Source organism: Terriglobales bacterium (genome assembly GCA_035651655.1).
Lineage (GTDB): Bacteria > Acidobacteriota > Terriglobia > Terriglobales > Acidobacteriaceae > DASRFG01.
This window is the reverse complement of the sequence record DASRFG010000015.1, coordinates 83594-108881: the sequence shown is the minus strand read 5'-3', so window position 1 is coordinate 108881 and position 25288 is coordinate 83594. Positions and strand designations below refer to the sequence as shown.

Below are 25288 nucleotides of genomic sequence, written 5' to 3'. Positions count from 1 at the left end.
GCCATTCAGCGGCTTCAGCCGGATCACTTCTTCCAGGTTTCGGAGCTTGCCCTCCGCCCGCCGGATCTCCAGACCCGCGCCATTGCCCGCCACCGCAATCCCCGCCGAATCGTAGCCGCGATACTCCAGCCGCTTCAATCCGTCCAGGATCACCGGCACCACCCGCTTCTTCCCAACGTATCCTACGATCCCGCACATGGCTGAATAGGTCTCCCGCCCTGGGCTGTTACAGCTGAGGCGCAGCACTTGAATAGCACGTGCCATTCCTTTTTAAGTCCGCGGCGTGCAAGAGCTTACAGTTCTGGCGTCACATACCTGTGAAAATAACTGCACAGTACCTTGACATTCCAGGTTATTCCGAGAAAACCATCCTCCAAAGTGCTGCTATTAAAGTGATTATCTGCGAAGGGATCGAGTAATTCTGGTCATCTGATTGCAACTCTAACTTAGACACGCTATGAATGACCCTGGTCAAGCGACAGCACGCTTGATTGCGGAAAGGAACTTCGGGATTTGTCGTCTGTGTGACGACCAAGCCTCGGGGCGCGACCGCCTCTGCCGTCCGTGTCGCGGATTCCTAAGCGCCAAGAAAAACTTCTTGCGGCGACAGGGATCAAGCTACCGGTGGGATTCGGAAAAGGACTTAAAACTGAAACGTTGTTATCAGTGTTCAGATCGCCGGGAGCTTTCCCACTCTCTTTCTCGTTTGTCTAATGAGCTTGGCTATCCCAAATCAGCACTGCGACGCCGAGCCGAGCAGCTCGGCATCACGATGTGGAGCCACATCCGGTGGACTCCCGATGAAATTTCCTTACTGGAAGAATACGCTGGCGTTCGCACTGTGAGCTGGATTGCGCGCACTATGCGCAAGAGGACCGGCATCGGCCGCAGCTACAATGCGGTGAAATGCAAGGCAGAGGAATTGGGAAGGAGCCTCCGGCTGCTGGAAGGGTACACACTGAATGACTTGATAGAGTTGTTCGGAACCACCCACTTTACCGTTTCCAAATGGTTCAAAAACAGCTGGCTGCACACTGACAGACAAGGCCGTGTTTCTGAGAAGCAGCTACTAGCATTTGTAAGAGATCATCCTTGCGAATGGCACTTCAAGCGGGTTGATGAGGCGTGGATGAAAGGTATTCTCTTCAGTTCGACATCATCTTCCAGATTAGCTGACCGGGTAGCTCACTCGCAGGCCGCGAGGTCGAATTCGTCTCTCAAATCCAGCTAATCGCCATCCTCGGGCGTTAGCGGCAGGAAGAAGCAGAACTTGCTGCCGGCGCCGCGCTCGCTTTCCACCCATATTTTTCCGCCGTGCGCGTGAATTAATCGGCGGCAGATTGCCAGACCTAGCCCCATACCTTCCGGACCATCCTGGGAGCTTGCCATATGAAAAAAATCATTGAAAATTTCTTGATGAAACTCGGCGGCTATTCCGGGACCGGTGTCGGCAACTACTACTCGCACCCCATTTGCCGTGGAAGCAAAGGTTCGCCGCCGATCGTCGGTGACTTCCTTGCGGCTGCTGCGGCGATCCAGCAAGTAGGGTTCTGACGCCAACCAAACTGTTCCTCCAGCGGGCGTGTACTTAAAGGCATTTTCCAGGAGGTTAGTAACTACGCGTTGCACCCGCAACTGGTCGAATACCAAAGAAGTGATTTGGTCGCTCAGCAAAAAATAAAACGCGATCTTTTTTTGCTGAAACCGCGGTAGCCACAAGTTACATAATTCAGAAAGAGAAGCATTCAGGTCGCCCAACTCGAACCGCATGCCCAATTTTCCGGTCTCCAGCGCGCTGAAGGTCAGAAAATTAGAAATCAGGTCCGCTAGCCTGGCGGTATTGGAGCGGATATCTTCGGTAATGGTTCGCTGCTGTTCGCTAAGCGGACCCACTTTGCCACTCAACAGCAATTCGATATATCCACTGACGATCGCCAGAGGAGTGCGCAAATCGTGCGCGGCGGCGGCTAATGCTCCAGCGCAACGCTGGTACTGTGATTGCAAGTCCTCAAACGCTTGCAGGAGTTCGCTGTAACTGTGGGGCTCATAACCTTCGCTACGCGACGGCTTCGAGTCGCGAAATGAAGCGGTTTGTGGCAGGACTTTAGCTGGCAGGGCTGACATCTAGACTCCGCGAATGAAGACTGGCGTAATTGAGCGTGCGTGCGGCTTGAGGCGCACTCTACAGCCCAGGAGTCCAACCTGTCAACTGCAGAGAACAACCGTCCGGTGAATCAAAAACAGCAATCATTGTGTCATATCCTGGATTGCGATTTCCTGTGGAAAGTGTAATATTTCGCGGGGGTTGAAGCTGAGCCTTCAGTCTCTGACAACTCTCAGTTTGTTTGAACTCCACTCTCTTACCCGCATTGGAAAAATGACGTGCAAAGCTCCACACCCAAGGGCGATTTCTCTGAGCGAAGGGAATGGCCACGCATTTCGCTACCTATTCCGGTGTATATTCGCGCGCAAACCGAGGGTGATCAGGCAGTTTCTGAACTGACCACAGCGGTAAACATCAGTGCAGGCGGTTTCCTGATTGCAACCCGACGCTACTTGGCTTCCGGAGTGCCGCTTTCAGTCGAAGTACCTCCCGCCCCATTTCCATCAAGTACAGGCCTGGCTAGCAGCGAGCGGATCTTCTCTGCGAAATCTGTGCGGGTGGTTTCTGTAGAGGGCTACTACCTGGTCGGCATACGGTTCGATGCCCCGCTGGCGAGTGGTGCCGACGAGACGAGTTAAGCAAGCCAACTAAGTGCGGGGGGCATAAGTTGCAACTGCCGTGCCCTTCTTCAAGACGGCTGTTAACCACGGGTTGTTGTTGCGATACCACTCCACCGTGCTTCTTAATCCCTCATCGAGCGGAATTTGGGGCTGCCAATTCAGTTCCCTCTGTATCTTTTGCGAGTCGATGGCGTAGCGACGATCGTGTCCCGGCCGGTCGGTAACATAACTGATGAGCGTCTCCGGTTTGCCAATAATTCTAAGGAGTCTCTTGGTCAGGTCAATATTGCGCTCCGAGTCGCGTGTCCCGATGTTATAGATCTGGCCTACCCGTCCGCGCTCCAATACGGCGTAGATGGCGCGGCAATTGTCCTCTACGTGCAACCACTCTCGTTCTTGTGCGCCGTCGCCGTACACAGGAATCGGCCTGTTCTCCAGCGCATTGGAGATCATCAGCGGAAGAAATTTCTCGGGGAACTGGTATGGTCCGTAGTTGTTGCACGATCGAGTGATCAGGGCAGGGAAGCCGTACGTGCGCACATACGAACGCACCAACATGTCGGATCCCGCCTTGCTGGCTGAATATGGGCTATTGGGCTGCAGCGGATACTCTTCATCCGTGGTGACGCCTGCCGGAACATCGCCATACACCTCGTCAGTAGAGACGTGAACAAACCTTTTGACCTTGAGTTCGCGCGCAACCTCCAGCAAAACAAACGTGCCGGTTAGGTTGGTCTGGATTACCGGTGCCGGTTCATGGATACTGCGATCAACGTGCGATTCCGCCGCGAAGTGGACGACCGCTTCGCATCCCTTCATACTTTCGGCGACTGCTTTGATGTCGCAAATATCACCCTGGATGAAGGCGTAACTCCGGTTCGTGTCTACTCCGTGCAGATTCGCCAAATTTCCGGCATAAGTTAACTTGTCGTAGTTGATGACTGAGTGACCACATTCCGAGGACAAAACGTGGCGAATAAAATTGGAGCCGATGAAGCCAGCTCCTCCAGTGACAAAGATTTTCAAGCGACTCGAGCTCCGATGTTTAGGTGGCTACCGCAACCTTTCGTCCGCGTGACCGCAGACGAGTTTTAGGAGGATCCGGCGTAAACATCTTGTTGGCTGACGTCTCGGCGACCAGATTGCTCGCTCGGCGAAGCGACTCAAACGTCCCCGCGTCCGTCCACCAGCCCTCGAGAATACTGTACGTCAGAGTTCCCTCTTCCAGGTACATGTTGTTGATGTCGGTGATCTCCAACTCGCCGCGTCCCGAAGGTTTCAACCGCTGTATTTTCTTAAACACTGAATTGTCGTAAAAATAAATTCCAGTGACCGCATACCGCGATCGCGGTCGCCTCGGTTTCTCTTCGATGCGCACGATGCGATCGCCGACGATCTCCGGACAGCCGAAGCGCTCGGGATCGTGCACTTCCTTCAGCAGAATGTGTGCGCCCGTCTCTTGTTTCCTAAATCGCTCCGCCGCCTCGCAAGCGTTGTTCTCGATAATGTTGTCGCCAAGAATTACGCAAACCTGCTCTCCTTCGGCAAAATGTTCCGCAAGTCGCAGGGCATCCGCAATACCGCCTTCACCTTCCTGATAGGCATAGTTAAAGCGCTTGAGGCCGAAATCCTTGCCGTTTGCCAGCAGGCGAAGGAAGTCTCCTGCGCTGTGTCCACCAGTGACGATAAGAATGTCGCTTACGCCGATATTCACCAGAGCCTGGATTGGGTAGAAGACCATTGGCTGGTTATAAACCGGCAGAAGATGCTTGTTGGTTACCCTTGTAAGGGGGAAAAGACGCGACCCTATACCGCCTGCCAGAACTACACCCTTCATGCAATGCGTCTCCGAGATCCGTTGACTGCGGGCTGCCTATATCGCGGTGCGGTGTTCACCAAGTCTAAATTCGTTTGTTGTGAGCCGCAACTCAATCCCGCGTGCCTGATTTAGGGAGACAAAAATCCAGGTCATTCCTACGTACGTCACCTCTCCTCTTGCACAAGTCCAGCTGCATGATCTCCCCTTCCCCCGAGTTGAAGGCGCTTTATAAACGCCTGATTCAGGGTTACTTAATTGTTAAAACTAGGGCCCCAGTCTCCAAAAAAAATGCTTATGCTGTGCAAAAAGTTGCAACTCTCCTTGGGATTTGAATTTACCAAACCAGAGTCACAGTCGGAGTTTTCCTCAAGTTTACTTATTTAACTTGTTTTCATAGGGTTAGAGCAGGAGTATTTCTCCCTCAGTGGTTTCCCCCATCCGAGCTGCTGGCAGCTAGCTTGCAGTATCCCGTGCCGAGGGTGGAGTCCAGCGTCGTTTTGCCGTCCCAAGAACAGTCCATAAGCATACGAGGAGCCTCGGCGTCCCTTCGTTGTCTCGCCGCACAGGATCCAGTGAACTGGCCGAACGATCTAGTGTTCCTTCCCCTCTGTTAAGCACTGCCATTGAGCACGGTGTTTACGAGTTCGAGTCAATTTAAGGGTCCCAATGGGACTCAGAGGGCGAAGCTATGAGTAGCTGTGTTCAACTCGCGATCATCAATCAGGCAGCGAGTTCCTCAACGACTGCAAGCACGACCTCTCCGGCCCCCATGCGCTGGTTCGCCATCCACTCCCGGTCCCGGCATGAAAAGAAAATCGCATCCGCCTTACAGGAGAAAGGATTTTCAGCTTTCTTGCCTCTGGTGGAACAGGTGCATCAATGGAGTGACCGCCGCAAGAAAGTTGAAGTCCCATTGTTCCCGGGATATCTTTTTGTGCAACTCAGCTCGGCTTCCGACATTCGCCTGATGTTGTTCCAGACGCCCGGCGTGATCGGATTAGTGGGAGATCATGGCAAAGGGGCGCCCATCCCCGAGCGACAAATCGAAGAGGTTCGTACGATTTTGGCCGGCAAGGCTGAATTCACAGCCATCCCGTTTTTGAAAGTTGGCCAACGCGTACGCGTCCACGGGGGGCCGATGGACGGAATTGAAGGAATTTTGACTGCACTACATGGTTCCCGTCGGCTGGTGATCTCCATTGACGCGATTCAACGTTCCCTGGCTTTAACCATCGAAGGATACGATGTACGGCCCGTTTGACATCGCTGCTCTCGCCAGACGCGGTTTTGAATAGCGCTTTCGCTTTTCGTATCTGTGCTCGATCCATTCGCAACGACCTTTAACCCATTCAGAGGAAAATCATGGCTACCCAGCTTTTGCAGGTTTCGTCAGTTGATCAACTCAAGCTCAAAATTGAATCCCGCACCGCACGAGTAGGCATAATTGGTCTGGGATATGTGGGACTTCCGCTGGCGCTTTTATTCAGCGAAGAGAGATTTCGGGTCACTGGATTCGACATTGACATCAAGAAAGTGGATACGCTGAACCAGGGCGGTTCTTATATCTGCAGAGTCCCCGGCACCCAGATTCAACAAGCGCAGGGCCACGGGTTTTCCGCTACCTCCGATTTCACTCGGCTGGGAGAAATGGACGCAGTTATTATCTGCGTTCCCACTCCTCTGAACGAATACCGCGAACCCGATCTCAGCTACATCACCACCACAGTTGAAGCGATCGCGCCTAACTTGCGTGCCGGTCAGTTGATTGTGCTGGAGAGCACCACGTATCCCGGCACCACTGAGGAAATCGTCCTCCCCATATTGGAAGGCAAGAACCGAAGCGGATTGACAGCCGCCCGCAAAGCGTCGTCTCCGGAAACAGCAGACGAGTTCTATCTTGCGTTTTCGCCTGAACGCGAGGATCCAGGCAACGATAGCGTTGCCCGCCGCGACATCCCCAAGGTTGTGGGAGGACTTGATGAGCAGGCATCAGCCGCTGCCCTCGCGCTCTACAAGTCGATTTTTAACCGTGTAGTGCGGGTTTCCACTCCGGCAGCGGCCGAAATGACCAAGTTGCTGGAGAACATCTATCGTTGCGTCAACATCGCATTGGTGAACGAACTGAAATTGCTGTGCTTGCGCATGGGAGTAGACATCTGGGAAGTAATCGAAGCAGCGTCAACCAAACCATTCGGATTCCAGCCGTTCTATCCGGGGCCCGGATTGGGCGGACACTGCATTCCCGTCGATCCCTTCTACTTGTCGTGGAAGGCGAAGGAATTTGACTTTCAGACGCGCTTCATTGAGCTGGCAGGGGAAATCAATACTGCCATGCCGTACCACGTTTTGCGTTCGGTCTCTGAGGCGCTTAATGCGCAAAAGAAGTCAGTGAACGGCTCCAAGGTCCTGGTGCTTGGAGTCGCTTACAAAAAGGACATCGACGACTTACGGGAATCACCTTCTTTGACCATCATCGAACTCCTGCAGAAGGCCGGCGCCCAGGTCAGTTACAACGACCCGTATTTCCCATTTGTGGGCCGTGGGCGCAAGTACGATCTACAGCTGAAGCGAACGGAACTCGAGAACCTGGGGCAGTTTGATTGCGTGCTGATCGTTACCGACCATTCCGATTACGATTTCGCCGAAATTGTGCGCGAGTCCCAGCTGGTGGTGGATACCAGAAATGCGACTCGTGGTCTCACGTCTTCAAAAATCGTACGCTGCTGACCTTCGTTAACAATGTTTTCACTTGGTGAAGCTCCGTCGTTAATTCTTTTTACCTGTAAATCGCCGACAATTGCCGGCTAACCGAGGTGTCTCTTGAATATCGGCGTGGTAGGGTGTGGGTACTGGGGTCCGAATCTAGTCCGTGCATTCGTAGAAACCAATCGTTGCGATCGGATAATGTGCTTTGACAAAAGCCGTCAAGCACTGGCCAAATTGGCCTGCCGTTTTCCCTCCGTGACTCCATTTGACTCGATGGATGAGCTTATGGAAGCCAGTGATGCGCTGGTAATCGCAACTCCGGTGAGCACGCATTATCACATTGCCAAGAAAGCGTTGCTCGCCGGCAAGTCGGTTATGGTGGAAAAGCCGTTGGCAATGCGTTCCAGTGAGTCCAAGGAATTGGGCGAAATTGCTGCTGCCAAAGGCTTGACGCTGATGGTGGGCCATACTTTTGTCTACAGCCCACCGGTGCGCAAGGTCAGGGAGTACATCAAGTCGGGACACATGGGCCGGCTGTATTTTCTCAGCTCCTCCCGCGTGAACCTTGGCATTCACCAGAAAGATGTGGATGTTCTTTGGGACCTCGGACCCCATGATCTTTCGATATTGCTGTATTGGCTCGAAGAACGGCCGTGCCGTGTCTCAGCGGTGGGTCGTGCATGCGTCGGACCTATGCACGACGTAGCTAGCATTCACTATCGCTTCCCCTCCGGGTTTCTCGCCAACATCGAGATCAGCTGGCTCGCGCCGCGCAAGTTGCGGCGGACTGTGCTGGTTGGCAGCAAGAGCATGGTTGTCTATGACGACACGAACTTTGATGAAAAGGTGAAGTTGTACGATAAGGGCGTTCACTTGAAGGATCCCGAGACTTTCGGGGAATACCAGTTGACCTACCGCACCGGCGAAGTAATTTGTCCGAAGGTGGATACCACTGAGCCGCTGCTCATCGAGGCAAACCACTTCCTGGATTGTCTGGAAAAAGGAATTGCGCCCGAAACCGGCGCCGACATGGGGCACGCGGTAGTGCAAGCTCTGGAAGCGGCATCCGAGTCCATGCATAACAATGGCAAGTTTGTTGATATACCCGAGGCCGACGATGACCAGGCCCAAACACCACCCGCTGCAGTGGGTATTTCCGCTTAAGCAGTCCTCGGCTTGTAGCCTCCCCCGGCAAATTAACTGATCAATTTCAGGAGAACTATCCTTGGCAACCTCCAGAGCTACTCATCAGATAGAGCCTCGCACATACGAAAGTATTCCTTTTGTAGACTTGCGCCGCCAGTACCAGTCAATCAAGCCAGAAATTGACGAAGTTGTCGGTGAGGTAATTGAGCGCGGCGCCTTCGTGGGCGACCCCTACGTGGGTGTATTCGAAGAGAGCTTTGCTGGCTACGTTGGAGCAAAGCACTGCATTGGGGTGAGCTCGGGCACCTCTGCATTGGAACTCACCTTGCGGGCTTTAGGAGTGGGCCAGGGGGATGAGGTCATTCTGCCGGCAAACACATTTATTGCTACCGCGGAAGCCGTTATCTTCGCGGGCGCGCGGCCGGTATTTGCCGACATTGACCCAATTTCGTTCAATCTCAATCCCAACGAAATTCCGAAATACATCACCAGTCGCACGCGTGCGGTGATCGCTGTAGATCTCTACGGCCAACCCGCAGAGTTGACGGAGATTGCCTCCATTGCGCGCGAGCATAACCTTCACCTTGTCGAAGATGCCTGTCAGGCGCATGGGGCTACGCTCGACGGGCGCAAGATCGGTGGCCTGGGCCATCCCACCTGCTTCAGCTTCTATCCCGCTAAGAACCTCGGGGCTTATGGAGAGGGTGGGGCGGTCACCACAAATGATGACAAGTTGATGGATAAGATTCGCCTGCTGCGTGAGCATGGCAGCCGCACCAAATATGTCCATGAAATTGTTGGTCACAACCATCGTCTGGCAGCTCTGCAGGCGGCTGTCCTGAGCGTGAAACTCCGCTATCTCGATGCTTGGGTCGAGCGCCGTCGCGAGATTGCTCAACTCTATGGGGCAGCTCTGAAGGACACGCCTCAGTTGACCTTACCTCTCGAGCTGCCGGGCCGCGGACATGCATATCACCTCTACGTTGTCCGTATCTCCAACCGCGAGCGGGTGCGCACGATGCTGAGCGACATGGGTATCGGTTGCGGGATTCATTACCCAGTGCCTCTCCACCTTCAACCGGCGCTGGCATATCTTGGATACCACGCGGGTGATTTTGAACAAACCGAGAGCTGCGCATCAACCATCCTTTCTTTGCCGATGTTCCCGGAACTCGAAGATGAGGAAGTGAGCTACGTGGCAGAGAAGCTGCAGGAAGTGTGTTTGGAAACCCAATGATCTACACAGCCGAGCGCGATCATCAGAGGGCTTTACGAGTCAGCGACCTGTTGGCTTTTATGGTTTCAGTTGTGCTGTGCTTGAGGCTAGGGGTGTTGCCGTTACCCTCAGGCCCAGCATTTTTGCACACGTGGTCGGGCGCGGCATTGCTCATCAGCTTTCTCGTGCTGTGGTCGGGCACTCTGACTTTGGCGCGAGCTTATGAATTTTCCCTGGCACGGCCTTCACAGCTATACAAGGTGGTTCGCGCCGGCATGCTGTTCACACTGATAGCCTGGCCGATTTTGGCGATTCACGAGACGACCCTGTCCAAGGCGCTAGTTGTAGCTTTCGTTCCCATTACCGTAACAGTGGCGCTGATCTTCCGTCGCGTCATCACGCCCTTAGTTCTGCGCTTGGCTGGTTCCATGCCTCATCTTCGAGTGTTGATTGTTGGGCAGGGGAATGCAGCGTCTCGCCTGGAGCAGAGTTTTGCGGCGCGCAACGGTTACCGGCTGTATCGTTTCGAACTCCAGCCAGCCGATGCCGGATGTTGCAGCGGTGTAGACATCTCTCAATTCATCACCCATTTGGATAACTGTGATCCTCACGAGGTGGTTGTGGCCATGGATGGCAGATCAACGGAACACCTCGCCGCCATGCGTGAAGTTTGCCAACAAAGACAGCTGCCTTGGCAGTTCGTGCCTCATTTGGAGAACCTCGATGACATCGGTGTGTGCACTCAAGTCGTCGGCGACCTGCCACTGGTCGGAATGAAGCCGTCCGCGTTCTCAGGTTTCAATCTCTTTATCAAGCATTGTATGGATTTTCTACTGGGCTGCATTCTGCTCATGTGTGCTGCTCCAGCAATGCTGGTCATCTGGCTCGCGATTCGGTTGGATTCCAAGGGCGGGGCGATCCTGGTGCAGCGGCGGGTTGGCTATAAAGGAAAAGTATTTAACTTTTACAAGTTTCGGACCATGTACGTTGACGCGAAGGACACTAGCCATCGTGACTACGTCCAAAAATGGATGCAGGACCAGTCCTACGCTACCGCAGAGTCACGACCCAAAGTCTTTAAGATCACGGACGACAAACGCATTACGCGCGTGGGACGCGTTCTGCGACGTTACAGTTTGGACGAACTACCACAGATTTTTAATGTGCTCAAACTTGAGATGAGCCTGGTTGGCCCGCGCCCGGCGATGCCCTACGAAGTGGAACGCTATCAGGATTGGCACAAGGAGCGATTCGGAGCGCCCCCGGGCCTTACTGGAGCTTGGCAAGTTGCCGGTCGCAATCGGCTGTCATTCAACGAGATGGTAAAACTTGATATTCAGTACATACGCAATTGGTCGCCAGTCGAGGATTTCCGCTTGCTCGCGCGTACCATTCCAGCGGTGCTGCGCGGTACCGGCTACTAGACCCTGGGGAGTCAAACCTGCAGATGTCCAACGCAAAATATTTCAAACACCCGCAAGCCCTGGTCGAGTCCGTGGAGATCGGGGAAGGCACGCGCATTTGGGCCTTCGCCCATGTGCTGGAAGGGGCGCGTGTCGGCAAGGAATGCAACCTTTGCGACCACGTCTTCGTTGAATCCAATGTTGAAGTGGGCGATCACGTCACCATAAAGAATGGGGTTGCGCTGTGGGATGGGGTCGTGCTGGAGAACGGAGTATTTGTCGGCCCGAATGCAGTTTTCACTAACGATAAGAACCCGCGCGCCACCGTCCGCAAGGGTAGGGAAGAATTCTTGCCCACGCGAGTGCGCGAAGGTGCTTCGATCGGGGCCAACGCGACCATTGTTTGTGGCAATACGATTGGACGTCACGCATTCGTCGCGGCGGGGGCGGTTGTCACTCGCGACGTGGAAGACTACGCCATGGTTGTGGGCGTGCCGGCTCGTAAGGTTGGATACATGTGCGAATGCGGGGAGATACTGCGGACTCGCCTGGCTTGCGGGTGCGGCAGAAAGTTCATCCGCAAAAATGGCCAGTTGCTCGCGGCTCCAACGAATGGGCATCAGGTGGGCCGAAGCAAGAGAACTGCGACCACAAGGAGTGCGGACTAAATGTGCGGAATCGTAGGAGCACTGTCGTTTAAAAATAGTGCGTTCCGGGTTTCGGAGCAGTACCTGGAGCGCATGCGCGACGTCATGTCGCACCGCGGGCCAGACGGTGCCGGATTGTATATTTCCCCCGATCGCCAGATGGGCCTCGGTCATCGTCGTCTGTCAATTATTGACCTTTCCAATACTGCCGCGCAGCCCATGTGCAACGAAGACCGCTCTTTGTGGGTGATCTTCAACGGCGAAATCTACAACCACGCCGAGATTCGCCGAGAACTGGAAAGCATCGGAGGTCATTCCTGGAAGACGGACCACTCCGATACCGAAGTCATTCTGCACGCCTTCGAACAGTGGGGAATAGATTGCATTCATCGCTTCCGCGGCATGTTCGCAATCGCGCTCTGGGATGAACGCAAACGGCAGCTCTGGCTCATCCGCGACCGCATAGGAATCAAGCCCCTTTGCTACAGCGTCCATCACGGCCGCATCACCTTCGCCTCGGAAATCAAAGCCTTGTTGCAGGACCCTGACCAGCAGCGGTCCGTGGACGAAGAAGCGTTCTACCACTACCTCTCTTTTCTAACTACCCCGGCCCCCCAGACTCTGTTTAGCGGAATTCGCAAGCTGCCCAGCGGCAGTTGGTTACGGATTGACCAGAACGGCACGATGGAAGAACGTCGTTACTGGGACGTGTTGGACCACACAGAACCTCTGACCAATGTGTCAGAGGAAGAGATTGCCGAGCGTCTGCTGGCAGAGTTGCGCACCGCCGTTCAGCTGCGCAAAATCAGCGACGTTCCAGTGGGAGTTTTTCTCTCTGGCGGAATCGACTCCAGCACTAACGTGGCTCTTTTCTCTGAGGGTGAGGGCGGTCCGGTTAGGACCTTCTCCATCGGCTACGACGGAGAATATGACAGCTATCAGAACGAACTGCACTTTGCCCGCAAGATGGCTGATACGGCTCACACCGAACACTATGAGCGCGTACTCACTCAGGATGACTTGCTGGATTTCCTTCCTTTGATGGTTCATCTGCAGGATGAGCCGATTGCTGATCCGGTGTGCGTCCCGGTTTACTACGTTTCCAAACTTGCCCGCGAGCATGGAGTTATCGTCTGCCAAGTTGGCGAAGGTTCGGATGAGCTGTTCTGGGGCTACCCGCGTTGGAAGAGTTTTCTCAAGCTCCAGCAATATAATGACTGGCCCGTACCGCGCGCATTCAAAAAGGCAGCCCTGCTCGCCGCTGCCGTTTCCGGTCGTAAAGACACTTATGCGTACGAATTGCTCCGTCGCGGCGCAACCGGCACGCCGATATTCTGGGGTGGCGCCGAGGCCTTTACTGAGAGTCGCAAGCAACAGCTACTCTCGCCGAGGCTGCGCAAAAACCTCTCCGGCCTAACCTCATGGGAGCCCTTGCGGCCACTCAGAGCCCGGTTTGAAGAGAAAGCCTGGGAGCCCTCTCATCTGAACTGGATGAGTTACATGGACCTGAACCTCCGCCTCCCTGAACTCCTCTTGATGCGCGTGGACAAGATGAGTATGGGCGTGAGCCTGGAAGGCCGAGTTCCTTTCCTGGATCATAAGTTTGTTGAGCTGGCGATGAGCATTCCCGAAGCAGTGAAGACTCGCAACGGCGAACTAAAGCACATTCTTAAGAAAGCTGTGCGCGGGGTGATCCCCGACGAATTGATCGATCGTAAGAAGCAGGGCTTTGGAGTCCCTGTCTACGAATGGTTCGAAGACAAACTGGGCAACTACATGCGTCGCGAACTCGCCGATTTTTGCAAGCACACGGATTTTCTGGATCCTCAGGCAGTGCGCCGGATCTTAGACACTAATCACGGTGGTCCGCACGCCTGGTACCTGCTGAATTTCGCCTTGTGGTGGAAGCAGTACATTGAGGAAGTTCCTACCGGAATTGCCCCGCAGTTTCCCCAGACAGCCGTATTGCCTCGCTAAGTAAAGAATTGTGCATACCCTCGTTGATCAGTCCGAAAGAACTTACTTAAAGATTGCGATTGCCCTGGGGTTGTTGGGGCTGATCGCTGTCCTGCTAGTGGGTAAGATGGCGGTTGCCACGGCCGTCGCCGTGGCGCTCGCTTGCGGGGTCGTGTTGTTCTTTGCCGCCAGCGCCGTCTTCGGAAGGTTGGACTGGCTTTTGCCGTTGTGGGTGCTGGTTTTTCCGCTGGGCTATTACTTTCTTTCTTTCCCCAGGGAAGAGAAGACAATTTTCAGCTTCGATCGTTTCATAGTAGGGCTACTGATTGTGGGCACGGTCATGGGTGTTAAGTCGTCCACCACCTTGCCACTCAGTCTGCGCCGCGCAGGAACTGCCTGGTTCTTCTTTTTGCTAGCCGCGGTGTGCTCTCTTCGCCTGATGGCCAACCCTCTGGGTGCCTCGAAGATGGTCTTTGATAGTTTCATTTTTCCCGGTCTGCTGGCCTGGTATGTGATTAAAAATTTCGATGTGCGGCGCTGGTTGCCGGTTCTGCATGCGGTTGTCTGCGTGATGGCGATTTATGTTGCGGCGATCGGCGCGGCAGAGCTGATCACCGGACAGGACTTTCTGGAGCTACCTGCTGCCGTCTTCTTCTCGCCCGAACAGACCGGCGGGTTTGCCCGTGTGAATGGTCCATTTCAGACCAATGATGCCATGGGTTTGATTGGGCTGATTACATTGTGCCTTCTGTTTTTCATAAGATCGGCAATGGATAAGCCCTTGTCGAGAATGCAACGGTTTTTGCACGTCGCTGGCGTAGCTTGTGCATTCGCTTCCGCCGTCATGCCGATGTTCCGCTCCATGGTCATTACAGTGATCGTTCTGCTCCTGCTCGAACTCTATTTCCGCCGCGGTTTTGGACGTCGCCTTGCCACTGCGGCAGCCTTGTTCTCTCTGTTTCTAGGCGTGCTGGCAATTAAGGAGTTTGATCCGCAATGGTACGAGTCTCGCGTTAAAGGACCCGATAACCTCTACGCGCGACTGGCGCAACAGAAGCAGACCCTCGACCTTTTTATGCGCCATCCGATCAATGGGGTCGGTTTGGGCAACTTCCTCACCGCGGTTGTCGAGGTTCCGCGCGCCTCATTCAGGCAAACCGATTCTGTCAATTCAGCACACAATAACCTGGCCTCGGTCCTGGCGGAAACTGGACTGTTTGGCTTTATCCCCTACCTGGTGGCGCAAGTGCTTTTCTTGCGGGCTTTTTATCAGCTCCGCCAGCGCAGGACGCCCGCATCTCTCCAAGCTTGGCGATACTTGCTGTACATATTTCTGTGTTACTGGATCAGCGGTCTCACTTTGACCGCGGGCTATTATTCGGACCTGAATATGTGGTTCATGTTCTGTGTCGCTTTGATATACAAGCATGCCATTACTGAACCCTTGCCGATTGCTCACTATGAGCCCAGGTTCCGTACCGAGGGGCAACTGAGGCGCAATTCACTGCAAAACGCACCCGCATTCCGCAGGAAACAACCGCTGGTTACGGAGAATTACTGAAGTGATTAAAGCTGAGCCGGAATACGGGATTGCCGGAGAGTCCGTCATCTGTTTCGCCGGGGAAGACTGGTGGTATCACCATCCCCATTCGAAGAACCACATCTGCAAGCGTCTGGCCAGGCAGAACAAAGTCCTGTTTGTGAATTCCATTACCATGGGGCCGCCGGCTATTTCGAATCCGGATTTTTTTCTTAAGGTCCGTCGCAAGCTTAAGAGCTATCTCCGTTGGCTTCGGAAGGCGCCTGAGGGACTGTACGTATTTAGTCCGATTTCTATTCCGCTTTATGGGTGGCGACCCTTACGGGCCCTCAATCGTTGGCTTCTGATACTGCAACTGCGGCTGGTGATGCTGCTGTGTGGAATACATCGGCCGGTGGTCTGGGTGGCCATCCCGGCCGCGGCGGATGTTGTTGATCACTTGGGAGCGAAATTGGTTTTGTATCAGGTTTCAGATAAATACGATGCCGCCGAAGACAGCGCCCTAGCGCCCAGCATTGTCCGCGAGATGGACCGCCGATTGAAAGAAAAGGCCGCCGTGGTGATGTATTCAGGACGGAAGCTCTTTCAAGAAGCGGAGGTGCCTCATCGGTATTTTCTGGAGCAGGCGGTGGATTTCGACCGTTTCGCGGAACCCCCCGCGGAAGCCGCTGAAGACATTGCCAACTTGTCGCATCCGCTCCTCGGGTATTTCGGATACATGGATTTTGTTATGGATACCGAACTCATCGAGGAACTGGCGCGGCTTCGGCCTGAATGGCACTGGGCGTTGATCGGGAGTAAATCAAATCTGGTCAACATCTCTCATCCCAACGTTCATTTTCTTGGGAAGAAATCCTATTCCGAGTTGCCGAAGTATATCCGTCCGGTTGACGTATTTGTCCTGCCGTGGAGGCAAGACAACCAATTTACCAATTACGGAAGCGCTATTAAGGTTCGGGAATACCTGGCAACCGGAAAGCCAGTGGTCATCTCACCGCTGTACGAATATCTGAACACCCCAGGCGTGCGTATTTATCGCACTACCCAGGAATTTATAGCCGCGGTCGAGGACGCTCTTGGCAACGACTCGCAAAGTGACCGCCAACTGCGGCAGTCCACGGTCCGCGATTGCACCTGGGACGTGCGCTCAAGGCAGGTTGGAGAAATGGTTCGCTCGCTCTTGCAGTCGCCTCGAACCGATTGGTCAGAACAATCTGTCAACCACGTGGCCGCCGTAACCGCTGCAGCTCCCTCCTCGAGGATGGTTTCAGCGCAAGAACAAGTCCGATAAAAGCTAGGAGCCTCAAACAAGAATGTGTGGCATTGCAGGAATGGCGGGTGTTGCCGATGAACCTCTCCTAAGAGAGATGCTCGACCGGATCCGCTATCGTGGACCGAACGATTCCGGGACCTACACGTCGGACGGTCTCTCGGCAGGAGATCGCGTTGCTTTGGGCAACAATCGCCTTAGCATCATTGACCTCAGCGCGTCCGGCCATCAGCCGATGTGCAATGAGGATCGCTCCGTATGGGTGGCCTACAACGGGGAAATCTATAACTTTCAGGAATTACGCGCAGAGCTGATTTCTGACGGCCACCACTTCCGCTCGCACAGCGATACCGAAGTTCTGGTTCACCTTTACGAAAAGTACGGCAAGGAAATGGTGAAACATCTGAATGGCATGTTTGCCTTTGCCATTTGGGATACCAAGACAAAGACCCTGTTCATTTTCCGCGACCGGATGGGAATAAAGCCGCTCTATTATGTTCAGCGCGGTGAGCGGCTCTATTTTGGTTCGGAGATTAAGGCACTGCTGGCGTGCCCTGAGATAAAGCCTGGTTTGGATCTCTGGTCACTGCAGCAATATCTGACGTTTTCCTATGTTCCCAGCCCGAACACTCTTTTCGAGGGCGTGTCCAAACTGCCTCCCGCGCACATTTTGACGTGGCGGAAGGGAGAAATCACTCTAGAACCTTACTGGGACCTGGCAGCGGGAGACTATTACAAAGAATCAGAGTCTGAGCTTGCTGAACGTCTTGCCGAAATTATCGGGTCTGCCACAAAGCGCCAGCTGATAAGTGACGTTCCGGTAGGGTTTTTCTTAAGTGGTGGGCTCGATTCCAGCACCTTGGTGGCTGCCGCCGCTCAATTCCACGGCGCTCGTCTACGCTGCTACAGCATCGGCTTTCAGGAACAGCACGCCCAACTGGAGCAGTGCACAGAGGATGCCCGCTACGCTCGACTGGTAGCCAACCACTTTGACGCCGAGTTTCATGAGCTTGTGGTCCAGCCGGATGTCATTAATCTGTTGCCGCGCGTCATCTGGCATCTCGATGATTTAATCGCGGACCACGCCGCCATTGCCACTTATCTGATTTGCCGCGAAGCAAGACCCGATGTCACCGTTTTGCTGAGCGGCCAGGGAGCGGATGAAATCTTCGGCGGGTACCGCGTCCACCTGGGAGACCGCTTAAGCAAATGGCTCAGGCTTATTCCCGCGTTTGCCCGTCGCGGTCTAAGATCCAGTCTGGCGAGCTTAGGGTCGAAGAAAGCCTCAATCCCTGGAGTACAACCGGGATTTGTGCTCGCGGCTTCTCGCTACGCCGACCGGCTCCTGCGTACCTCGGAGTTACAGCCCAGAGAGCAATATACCGCTCTGCGCTCTTACTTTACAGAGCAGGAAATGCACGCTCTGGTCACGCCGGAACTCCGAGCTGATAGTGCCGGCCTGCGACTCGGCAGCACCTTCTCCGATTATTTTGACGCCGCTGCTGGCCAGGACTTCCTCAACCAAATGCTCTATGTGGATGCCAAGACTTTCCTGGCGGAGTTCAATCTTTGCTACTCCGATCGCCTCAGCATGGCCTGTTCTTTGGAAGTGAGAGTGCCTTTTCTCGACAATGAGATCGTAGATTTCATGGGTCGTGTTCCTCCGACGATGAAGATCAAGGGTCTCACGCAAAAACATATTCTGCGGAAAGCAATGAAAGGACGCCTTCCCAAAGCCGTGCTCCGCCGCCGCAAGGCTGGATTTGGATTGCCGGCGCGTTCTTGGCTGCGAAATGAATTGCGGGAGATGGTCGGCGACCTGCTGTCCCCGGAGCGCGTACGCCGTAGAGGCCTGTTTAATCCGGCAGTGATCTCCAACTTTATCGAGATGAACAATTCCGGAAAGCGTGATTACACCATGCAGCTCTGGGCATTGCTCAGCCTCGAGCTATGGCAAGAGACATTTGTTGATCAGACATCCTCCAAGCCGATGGAAAGCATGTTCGTATAGGCCAGAACTGATTACACCATGAGTTTGTCTTCCACATTGCTGCTAGAGATCGAGCCAAAGGTAGAAACCGGCACTGCCAGTGAAATCACTAGAAGTATCGGTGAACTGGTTGCCTGGTTGAAGGCCTGTAATTATGCAGGCTATGAACCTTATGACATTTTGAATTCGCCGCTGTTGTCAGGCGATTGGGCACGCCGGCAGCCGTTTGCAACATTATTGATTCAGTCGGCAAAGCGATTCGGGGGGCTCCGTCTGCGTCATTTGCTACGAGTTCCTCCCAGCCGGAACCCAAAGGCACTAGGACTGATTCTCTCCGCCTACTGCGATCTTGCGGCATGTGGGCAATCCACCACGAGCGAAGCACAGTCAATGAAAAGGGCGCTGCAGGCCCTGCGTAGCCCTGGGGAGAGCGAATTTTGCTGGGGTTATGACTGGGATTACGTTTCGCTGCGGGGAACACGCTTACCGGCTTTTAGCCCGAACTCCATTGCCACCTATTTTTGCGCCACCGCGCTGCTTGATATGGCCGAACAGTTCCATGACCTCGAAGCCAGAGAGATGGCTCTCTCGGCCACGCACTTGTTGGTCACCAAGCTGAACCGTTCTGTGGACACACCCACAAACCTGTGCCTTAGTTACACTCCCGCAGATCGCACTGTTATCTACAACAGCAGCGCCTTGGTTGGGTCGCTCCTGGCCAGGGTCGCAATCTCTAAACGTGATCCTGAATACCTGGGAGTGGCTCGTCGCATCATGCACTACCTTGCAGATCAACAGCGCGCCGATGGTTCGTGGGCGTATGGCGCCGGCCGTGCCCAGGGTTGGATAGATAGCTTCCATACGGGTTACAACCTGGGAGCGTTGCTTTCCTACCAGAACAGCACCGGTGATTGCAGTTTCGAGGCGTCGCTCAGGCGAGGCTATCGCTACTACGTGAACACGTTCTTTACCGCCGACGGCGCACCGAAATACTTTCATAATGCGCTGTATCCCATTGATGTGCATTGCTGTTCGCAGGCCATGCTGACGTTCTGTGATTTCGCCGGCCTCGATCGCGATGCACGGGAACGCGCACTCCGAATTGCCAGCTGGACCCTTGATCACATGCGCAACCCGAATGGAACGTTTTGTTACCAGATCCACCGATTTTGGACTGATCGCACACCCTACATTCGTTGGGGACAGTCGTGGATGCTCCGCGCCCTTGCCCGGGTCAAGCGGCAATACTTGAGTTAATCGAGCCGATTTTAAAAAGAAAGTAGAACCGCCATTACAAGTCAGGACATGAGCGCCGAAACCGTCTACTTGCACGTCTGGACAGGTGATCCAGGCAAGGGTCGCGCCTTCGTTGAACAGCGTTATCCGGGGGCAACGGTGATGGAGTTGTCGCACCGCGAACTCAGAGATGGCGGCTGGAAGGGGCAGGTGCGCGCCCTTCGTTCTCTTCGCGGACGTGCTCTGGTGGTGTTTTTCGACTCCATTGACGACTGCATGCAATTACAGCTGGTGCAGTGGTCGGGCTTGCTTCACCACTGTAAAGAAACGGTCACGGTTGACGAACGTGGACACCTGAGCGTCTATCGGCGCCGCGATTGGCTGTGGATGTTTCCTAAAGCCGCGATCAGCGCCATGGCCGACTTGTTTGTTTTTCTGTCCTTTTGGTTTGGACTGAACCTATGGCGAGTTCTCGCCAGGCCGCAGCAGTTCTCGTCGCGTGAAGTTTCACTGGATGTCGCCTACTTGTTTCCTTATCCGCGGGAGAATTCCTTCGCCGGGGGCGCGATGAGTCACATTCGGGGGGTCTTGCGAGGGCTGGCTGCGAACGACGCCACTTGTGATATCTTCTCCGCAGTATCTCTCCCCGCAGAGCAGTTTTCCCAGGTGCGTGTCCCAAGCAAGCGAAAGTTCTTTGTGGTATGGGAAGCCTTGATGCTGACATACGGCTTGCGCTTCGCACGCGAAGTGCGGCGCCACTTATCTGGAGTGAAGCCGCGGCTGCTGTACCAGCGTCATGGCAGGTTCATGATTGGTGGAGCGGCCCTGTCGTGGTTGATCGGAGTGCCTCTGGTGCTTGAATACAATGCCTCCGAATTGGAAATGGCGAAGCACTGGGATCCGACGCGTTTCCGCACTTGGTTGCGATTGTGTGAGGAGGTAACCCTCGCCTGCTCCGCCCTGATTGTGGTGGTCTCGGAACCGTTACGCGACGGCCTGATAAAGCGTGGCATTCCTGCGGACCGCATTCTGGTAAATCCTAATGCCGTAGATCCGGACTTTTTCCATCCCAATTGTGGGGGTAAGGAGTTGCGCCAGGAACTGGGGATCTCCCCGGAGGAAGTGGTAGGTGCCTTCGTCGGCACCTTCGGTCCGTGGCACGGCATTGCTGTTCTACAAGAGGCAATCAAGGAACTTCTGCAAGATGGGACGGCAGTGCCTCTGCGTTTTTTGCTGATTGGCTCCGGTGGACTGCTGCAGGACATCCGCGCGGCTCTTGCAAAATGGGAACAATCCGGCCAGGTCATATTTACAGGGATCGTGACACACGACCGGGTTCGAGCCTATCTGGATGCTGCCGACATTCTGGTCTCCCCCCATGTGCCGATGACGGACGGCACCCCGTTCTTCGGCTCTCCGACCAAACTTTTCGAGTACATGGCAATGGGAAAAGCCATTGCTGCCAGCCGACTGGACCAGTTGGCGACCGTTCTCACGCACGATGAGACTGCATGGCTGGTCCCGCCGGCCGATGTTAAGGAACTAGTCGCCGCCATTCAGTTGCTGGCGCGAGACCCAGCGCTTCGCCGGCGACTGGGAAACGACGCGAGAGAAGCGGCCATCGCACGTCACACCTGGCGGCAAAACGCGGCACGGATGCTCGCCAGAACCTCGCACGCAGCAAAAGAAGTCGCCCAACCGGAACCCGAACTCGTGGCGCCAGGCAGATAAGTTGTACCGATTATCCCTATGACTCAGTCGCAGAATTCCGGAACGCTGGGCACCACGGTGCCGTTGCAGTCGTCCGAAAATAATGGATTTGATCACGAGCTCAGCTCGGCCTCTAAGCCCTTGTCGCTTCCTGCGCTTAGCTTACCGCTGAACCATGCAGTGCCAGGGCCCATCCAACGCTGCCAGGATTTATGGAAGTCGTCGGATTTTTTCCGCAAGGTCATTGAAACCTACTCGACCCAGATCAGTTTGATGGCAGTTGGGCTGATCACCACCGTAGCTGTCACGCGCGTACTTGGTCCCGAGGGTCGCGGGTTGTATGCGGTGGCAATGGCGATTGGCGTTCTCGGCGTACAGTTTGGAAATTTCGGGCTGAACAGTTCGAACACGTTCTATGTTGCTCACGATCAGACTTTATTGCCCACGCTTCTGGCAAATTCCTTGCTGGTCAGCACTGTAATCGGGGGGGTAGGCGCTCTCGCTGCGGGTCTATTCTTCTATTTCGAGCCTCAACACGCCCCCTTGCATGGTCCTTTACTGGTACTGGGACTAGCTTGGATCCCGATTGGGTTGGCATTTCTCCTTACCGAGAACTTACTTCTCGGCCTGCAGCAGGTACGGGTCTTCAACAAAATTGAATTCATGAGTAAGGCTTTCAGCCTGATCTTCATCGGGATGGTTATCTTTGTTCGCCGGGTCAATCCCGAATATGTATTCGCGGCTAACATATGTGGACTAACCCTAAGTTTGATTTGGGCTCTGAAGGCTTTGTGGCGGCTGCTTCCTGATGTGCCGCGGCCTTCCTTAAAGTTACTGCGGCAGCATTTTGGTCTCGGGCTCAAAGCTTACATCATTGTGTTCTGCAGCTTTCTTCTCCTACGCATTGATCTGCTGATGGTTAAGTACATGCTCGGTTCGGAACAGACGGGCTACTATTCGGTAGCCGCCAGCATGGCAGATTATATTTTGTTGCTGCCTTCTGTTATTGGATTGATCCTCTTTCCCCGTCTATCAGCAATGCGCGATACCGCAGAGAAGCTCCGGCAGGCCAAGAGAGCTGCCGTGGGCACCGGGCTCGCCCTGCTTCCGGTCTTGGCCCTTGCGGTTGTGCTGGCGCCCATTACCATCCGTTTATTGTTTGGCAAATTATTCCTCCCCGCGTCGGATGCCTTTATCTGGTTGGTTCCGGGCATTTTCGCTTTAGGCATTGAGACAACGATTGTGCAGTTTCTGAACAGTATGGGCTATCCAGTGATCGTGGTGTGGATCTGGCTCACCTCCGTGATCCTGAACATCGGTTTAAATTTTTGGGCCATTCCAACGTTTGGCATCAAGGGCGCCTCGGCAATGTCCTCCATTTCGTACTCGCTGACTCTTTTTGCAGTCTTGGCAGTTATTTGGAAACAATATCGCAGTAAACCGACCACCGCAGTAATGGCGGAATAAGTGGTACATATGTCGTCCGACTCACCGAAATCTACCGCCACCTCCAGGGGAGCAAACCAAATGTACGACACGGCACCATTGCGGCATCGTTGTCAGCTTTTTTCGTGGCAATTGTTGTTTCGGCTGATGAGTGTCGGTTTGGTTGTATTCCTCTTGCAATCCACATCGAAGAGTCAGACCTTCGCCACGATGACCTACCCAGCGCCCGGTGCTACCAATGTTCCCTTAACCGGTAATACATTTACCTGGACCACTGGTTCGGGCGCACAAGCCTACTATCTTTATGTAGGCACGGCTCCCGGACTCAAGGACGTGGTGAACAGCGGTTCTATAACTGTTACCAGCTACAAGGTGCCGAACTTTGCTCCGGCTACAACGTATTACATCCGGTTGTGGACGATGCTGAATGGCCACTGGGCCAGCAACTATGTGGACAGCACCTTTTCTACTATCGCTGGAACTTCAGTTTTAACTTTTCCCGCAAACGGGGCCAGTGGAATCACAACTAGCCCGACCCTGACCTGGACGAGTATTCCGAATTCCACCTATGTCGTGAATATTGGCTCGACGCTGGGAGGCTCCGATATTTTCAACAGCGGAACTATCTCCACCACCAGTGTTCAAGTACCGGGTTTGCGGGGGCTGACTACTTTTTACGTGCGACTATTTACCCAGAGTGCCGCCGGAACGACTTCATCCGACAGCAGCTTTACCACTGTCGCTGAGTTGTCGCAGCTCACATTTCCCACTAACGGTACGGGAAACGTCTCCGCCCTAAACCCGGTTTTCACCTGGACGAGTGTCTCCGATGCCGATGCCTACTACCTGTACGTGGGAAGCGCCGTCGGACTCAGCGATGTGTTCAATAGTGGTTCGACTCTGGGCACCAGTATGACTGTACGCAATCTGGCTCCGGGAGCTAATTACTTTGCCCGTTTGTGGACCAAGATTAACGGCAATTGGGGCAAGTTTTATGTTGATACGACATTCGCGACCATAAATGGGGCAAACCTGACCTTTCCTCGCAACGGCGCGACCAATGTGGACCCTTACGTTACGGCGACCTGGAATAGCATTTCGGGTGCGCAATCGTACTCCCTGAATGTCGGCACCAGTCTCGGTGGGTCGAACGTTTACAGTAGTGGTCCCGTTACCTCCACGTCTTTATTTATCCCCGGACTTCTAGCAAACACCAGCTATTACGTGCGGCTGTTTACCCAAAGTGCGGGCGGAAGCAGCTTTACAGATAGTTCCTTCACTACCGGCACCGGAATCGCTCACCTGATCAATCCAGCTCCGAATTCTTCCAGCATTGATCCATTTGCGGCATTCACCTGGAATCTGGTGTCAGACGCACAGGCCTACACACTATATGTCGGCACTCAACCCGGGTTGAAGGACGTCGCTAATCTCGGTCCTTTGCCGGCAACTCAGTCAACCCAGATTGTGGCAGGAATGATCGGTGCCCAGACCTACTACGCAACCATGTGGACGAAGAAGGCGGGAATCTGGTATTCGGCCGCCGTATTAACTTTCCAGACGGCGCCACAACCATTGCCTAGCGATATTAATGCGTGGAGACAGAACGTTCAAAACATTGTTGCCTCGGTGAGAGGTATGGCCGCTCCCAATAATAATGTGCCCTTTTCTGGAACCGTTTTGGCCGATGAAGTTCAGTCGCGAGGTGCGTCCTATGCATTTTGTACCGACTTTGCCATTGTCTTGGTTCAACAGTTTATGGGGCAACGGATCTCAGCCCGCCAGCGAAACGTGGTATTCACCGGCGCAACTTTCGATACGCATGCCATGACTGAGTACTATGATCCTGTCCTGGCCAAGTGGGTAGACGCGGACGCAATGTTCGGGATTGTTTATTTCAGTGCGGCCAGTCAGACTGGCTTCGGTGTGCAAGACATCAGCTCGGCTGTGGTGAACATGGCTTTCACTTCCATCCCGGTCACCTACGTTACTAGCTCAGGAAGCTTTTGGCTCAGCAGATACTATTTAGACCCGATTTTGCTTTACCTCAATCCTCTGCCAACTGCAAGCGGTCAGATCAAAGTTCCGCTGGCCAATTCTCCCGTTCCATACCTTACGCTAAATGGGCCGGAGGTGATCGGTGTCAAAGGCTCGTACATACTGAATTTCGCCAGCCAAGGCGATGTTGCGACCATATCTGACCCGAACTTGGGGGTCCTCAATCTGGGCCCGGAGAACGGTACTTCTTGGACTCACGATCTGATTTTAAACTCGGGTTGGTCGCTTACCTCACAGCCGGCCAATCTAACGATATATAGCCCTCGTCGATTCCTGTTTTGATGGAAGCTTTGTGTCTTATATGCGGAAGCTCACGGAGAGCAAAATAAGGGGTTGGAGAGGCGGCTGGTTGCGTTATCTGTCGCGTTGTAACCCGAGTCTTCGGCTAGGCGCCCTGCTGCTGTTATTAGTTGCTGCCAAC

General features: G+C 54.2%; 19 protein-coding genes. 15 read left to right on the top strand and 4 right to left on the bottom strand.

Features of this window, described 5'->3' with window-relative positions; translation table 11 throughout:
- Together VFA76_07000 and VFA76_06995 are read right to left on the bottom strand one after the other, a co-directional pair.
- On the bottom strand, positions 1–198 hold a 198-nt coding region (locus VFA76_07000), incomplete at its 3' end, for a glutamine--fructose-6-phosphate aminotransferase (protein ID HZR31585.1).
- A 1029-nt stretch (positions 199–1227) separates the two neighbouring features.
- Positions 1228–2124: a HAMP domain-containing sensor histidine kinase gene (locus VFA76_06995; protein ID HZR31584.1), complete on the bottom strand. Its 897-nt coding sequence runs from the start codon at positions 2122–2124 to the stop codon at positions 1228–1230.
- A 258-nt stretch (positions 2125–2382) separates the two neighbouring features.
- On the opposite strand from VFA76_06995, the gene VFA76_06990 reads away from it, so the two are divergent.
- Complete coding sequence (locus tag VFA76_06990) at positions 2383–2742, top strand: PilZ domain-containing protein (protein HZR31583.1); 360 nt, start codon at positions 2383–2385, stop codon at positions 2740–2742.
- A gap of 9 nt (positions 2743–2751) precedes the next feature.
- Here VFA76_06990 and rfbB read toward each other — a convergent pair whose 3' ends face one another.
- Positions 2752–3750, bottom strand: a complete 999-nt coding sequence (gene rfbB / locus VFA76_06985; protein HZR31582.1) for a dTDP-glucose 4,6-dehydratase — start codon at positions 3748–3750, stop codon at positions 2752–2754.
- 19 nt (positions 3751–3769) lie between these two features.
- Positions 3770–4561, bottom strand: coding sequence for a sugar phosphate nucleotidyltransferase (locus VFA76_06980; protein ID HZR31581.1), 792 nt, complete (start codon positions 4559–4561; stop codon positions 3770–3772).
- Positions 4562–5231: 670 nt separating this feature from the next.
- On the opposite strand from VFA76_06980, the gene VFA76_06975 reads away from it, so the two are divergent.
- The 14 genes from VFA76_06975 to VFA76_06910 all read left to right on the top strand — a co-directional run bounded on the left by VFA76_06975 (position 5232) and on the right by VFA76_06910 (position 25149).
- Positions 5232–5804 (top strand): UpxY family transcription antiterminator, encoded by a 573-nt coding sequence (locus tag VFA76_06975; protein ID HZR31580.1) that lies wholly within the window; start codon positions 5232–5234, stop codon positions 5802–5804.
- A 101-nt stretch (positions 5805–5905) separates the two neighbouring features.
- A complete protein-coding gene (locus VFA76_06970) occupies positions 5906–7270 on the top strand; it encodes a nucleotide sugar dehydrogenase (GenBank protein HZR31579.1) in 1365 nt (454 codons plus the stop codon).
- 105 nt (positions 7271–7375) lie between these two features.
- Positions 7376–8413 (top strand): Gfo/Idh/MocA family oxidoreductase, encoded by a 1038-nt coding sequence (locus VFA76_06965; protein HZR31578.1) that lies wholly within the window; start codon positions 7376–7378, stop codon positions 8411–8413.
- Positions 8414–8474: 61 nt separating this feature from the next.
- Positions 8475–9632, top strand: a complete 1158-nt coding sequence (locus tag VFA76_06960) for a DegT/DnrJ/EryC1/StrS family aminotransferase (protein ID HZR31577.1) — start codon at positions 8475–8477, stop codon at positions 9630–9632.
- A complete protein-coding gene (locus VFA76_06955) occupies positions 9629–11035 on the top strand; it encodes a sugar transferase (protein HZR31576.1) in 1407 nt (468 codons plus the stop codon). The genes VFA76_06960 and VFA76_06955 overlap by 4 nt, the downstream gene beginning before the upstream one ends.
- 23 nt (positions 11036–11058) lie before the next feature.
- On the top strand, positions 11059–11682 hold the full coding sequence (locus VFA76_06950) for an acyltransferase (GenBank protein HZR31575.1): 624 nt from the start codon (positions 11059–11061) through the stop codon (positions 11680–11682).
- Entirely contained in the window at positions 11683–13638 is a 1956-nt protein-coding gene (gene asnB, locus VFA76_06945) for an asparagine synthase (glutamine-hydrolyzing) (GenBank protein ID HZR31574.1), read from the top strand. It abuts the gene before it with no gap.
- A 10-nt stretch (positions 13639–13648) separates the two neighbouring features.
- Positions 13649–15178, top strand: coding sequence for an O-antigen ligase family protein (locus tag VFA76_06940; GenBank protein ID HZR31573.1), 1530 nt, complete (start codon positions 13649–13651; stop codon positions 15176–15178).
- Position 15179: 1 nt separating this feature from the next.
- On the top strand, positions 15180–16448 hold the full coding sequence (locus tag VFA76_06935; GenBank protein HZR31572.1) for a glycosyltransferase: 1269 nt from the start codon (positions 15180–15182) through the stop codon (positions 16446–16448).
- A gap of 22 nt (positions 16449–16470) precedes the next feature.
- Complete coding sequence (asnB, locus tag VFA76_06930; protein HZR31571.1) at positions 16471–18438, top strand: asparagine synthase (glutamine-hydrolyzing); 1968 nt, start codon at positions 16471–16473, stop codon at positions 18436–18438.
- Positions 18439–18456: 18 nt separating this feature from the next.
- Complete coding sequence (locus VFA76_06925) at positions 18457–19674, top strand: hypothetical protein (protein HZR31570.1); 1218 nt, start codon at positions 18457–18459, stop codon at positions 19672–19674.
- 48 nt (positions 19675–19722) lie between these two features.
- Positions 19723–21384, top strand: coding sequence for a glycosyltransferase family 4 protein (locus VFA76_06920; GenBank protein ID HZR31569.1), 1662 nt, complete (start codon positions 19723–19725; stop codon positions 21382–21384).
- An 18-nt stretch (positions 21385–21402) separates the two neighbouring features.
- Positions 21403–22830 (top strand): oligosaccharide flippase family protein, encoded by a 1428-nt coding sequence (locus tag VFA76_06915; GenBank protein ID HZR31568.1) that lies wholly within the window; start codon positions 21403–21405, stop codon positions 22828–22830.
- Positions 22831–22890: 60 nt separating this feature from the next.
- The gene (locus tag VFA76_06910; protein HZR31567.1) at positions 22891–25149 is read left to right on the top strand and encodes a hypothetical protein; all 2259 of its coding nucleotides are present in this window, start codon (positions 22891–22893) and stop codon (positions 25147–25149) included.
- Positions 25150–25288: the final 139 nt, after the last annotated feature.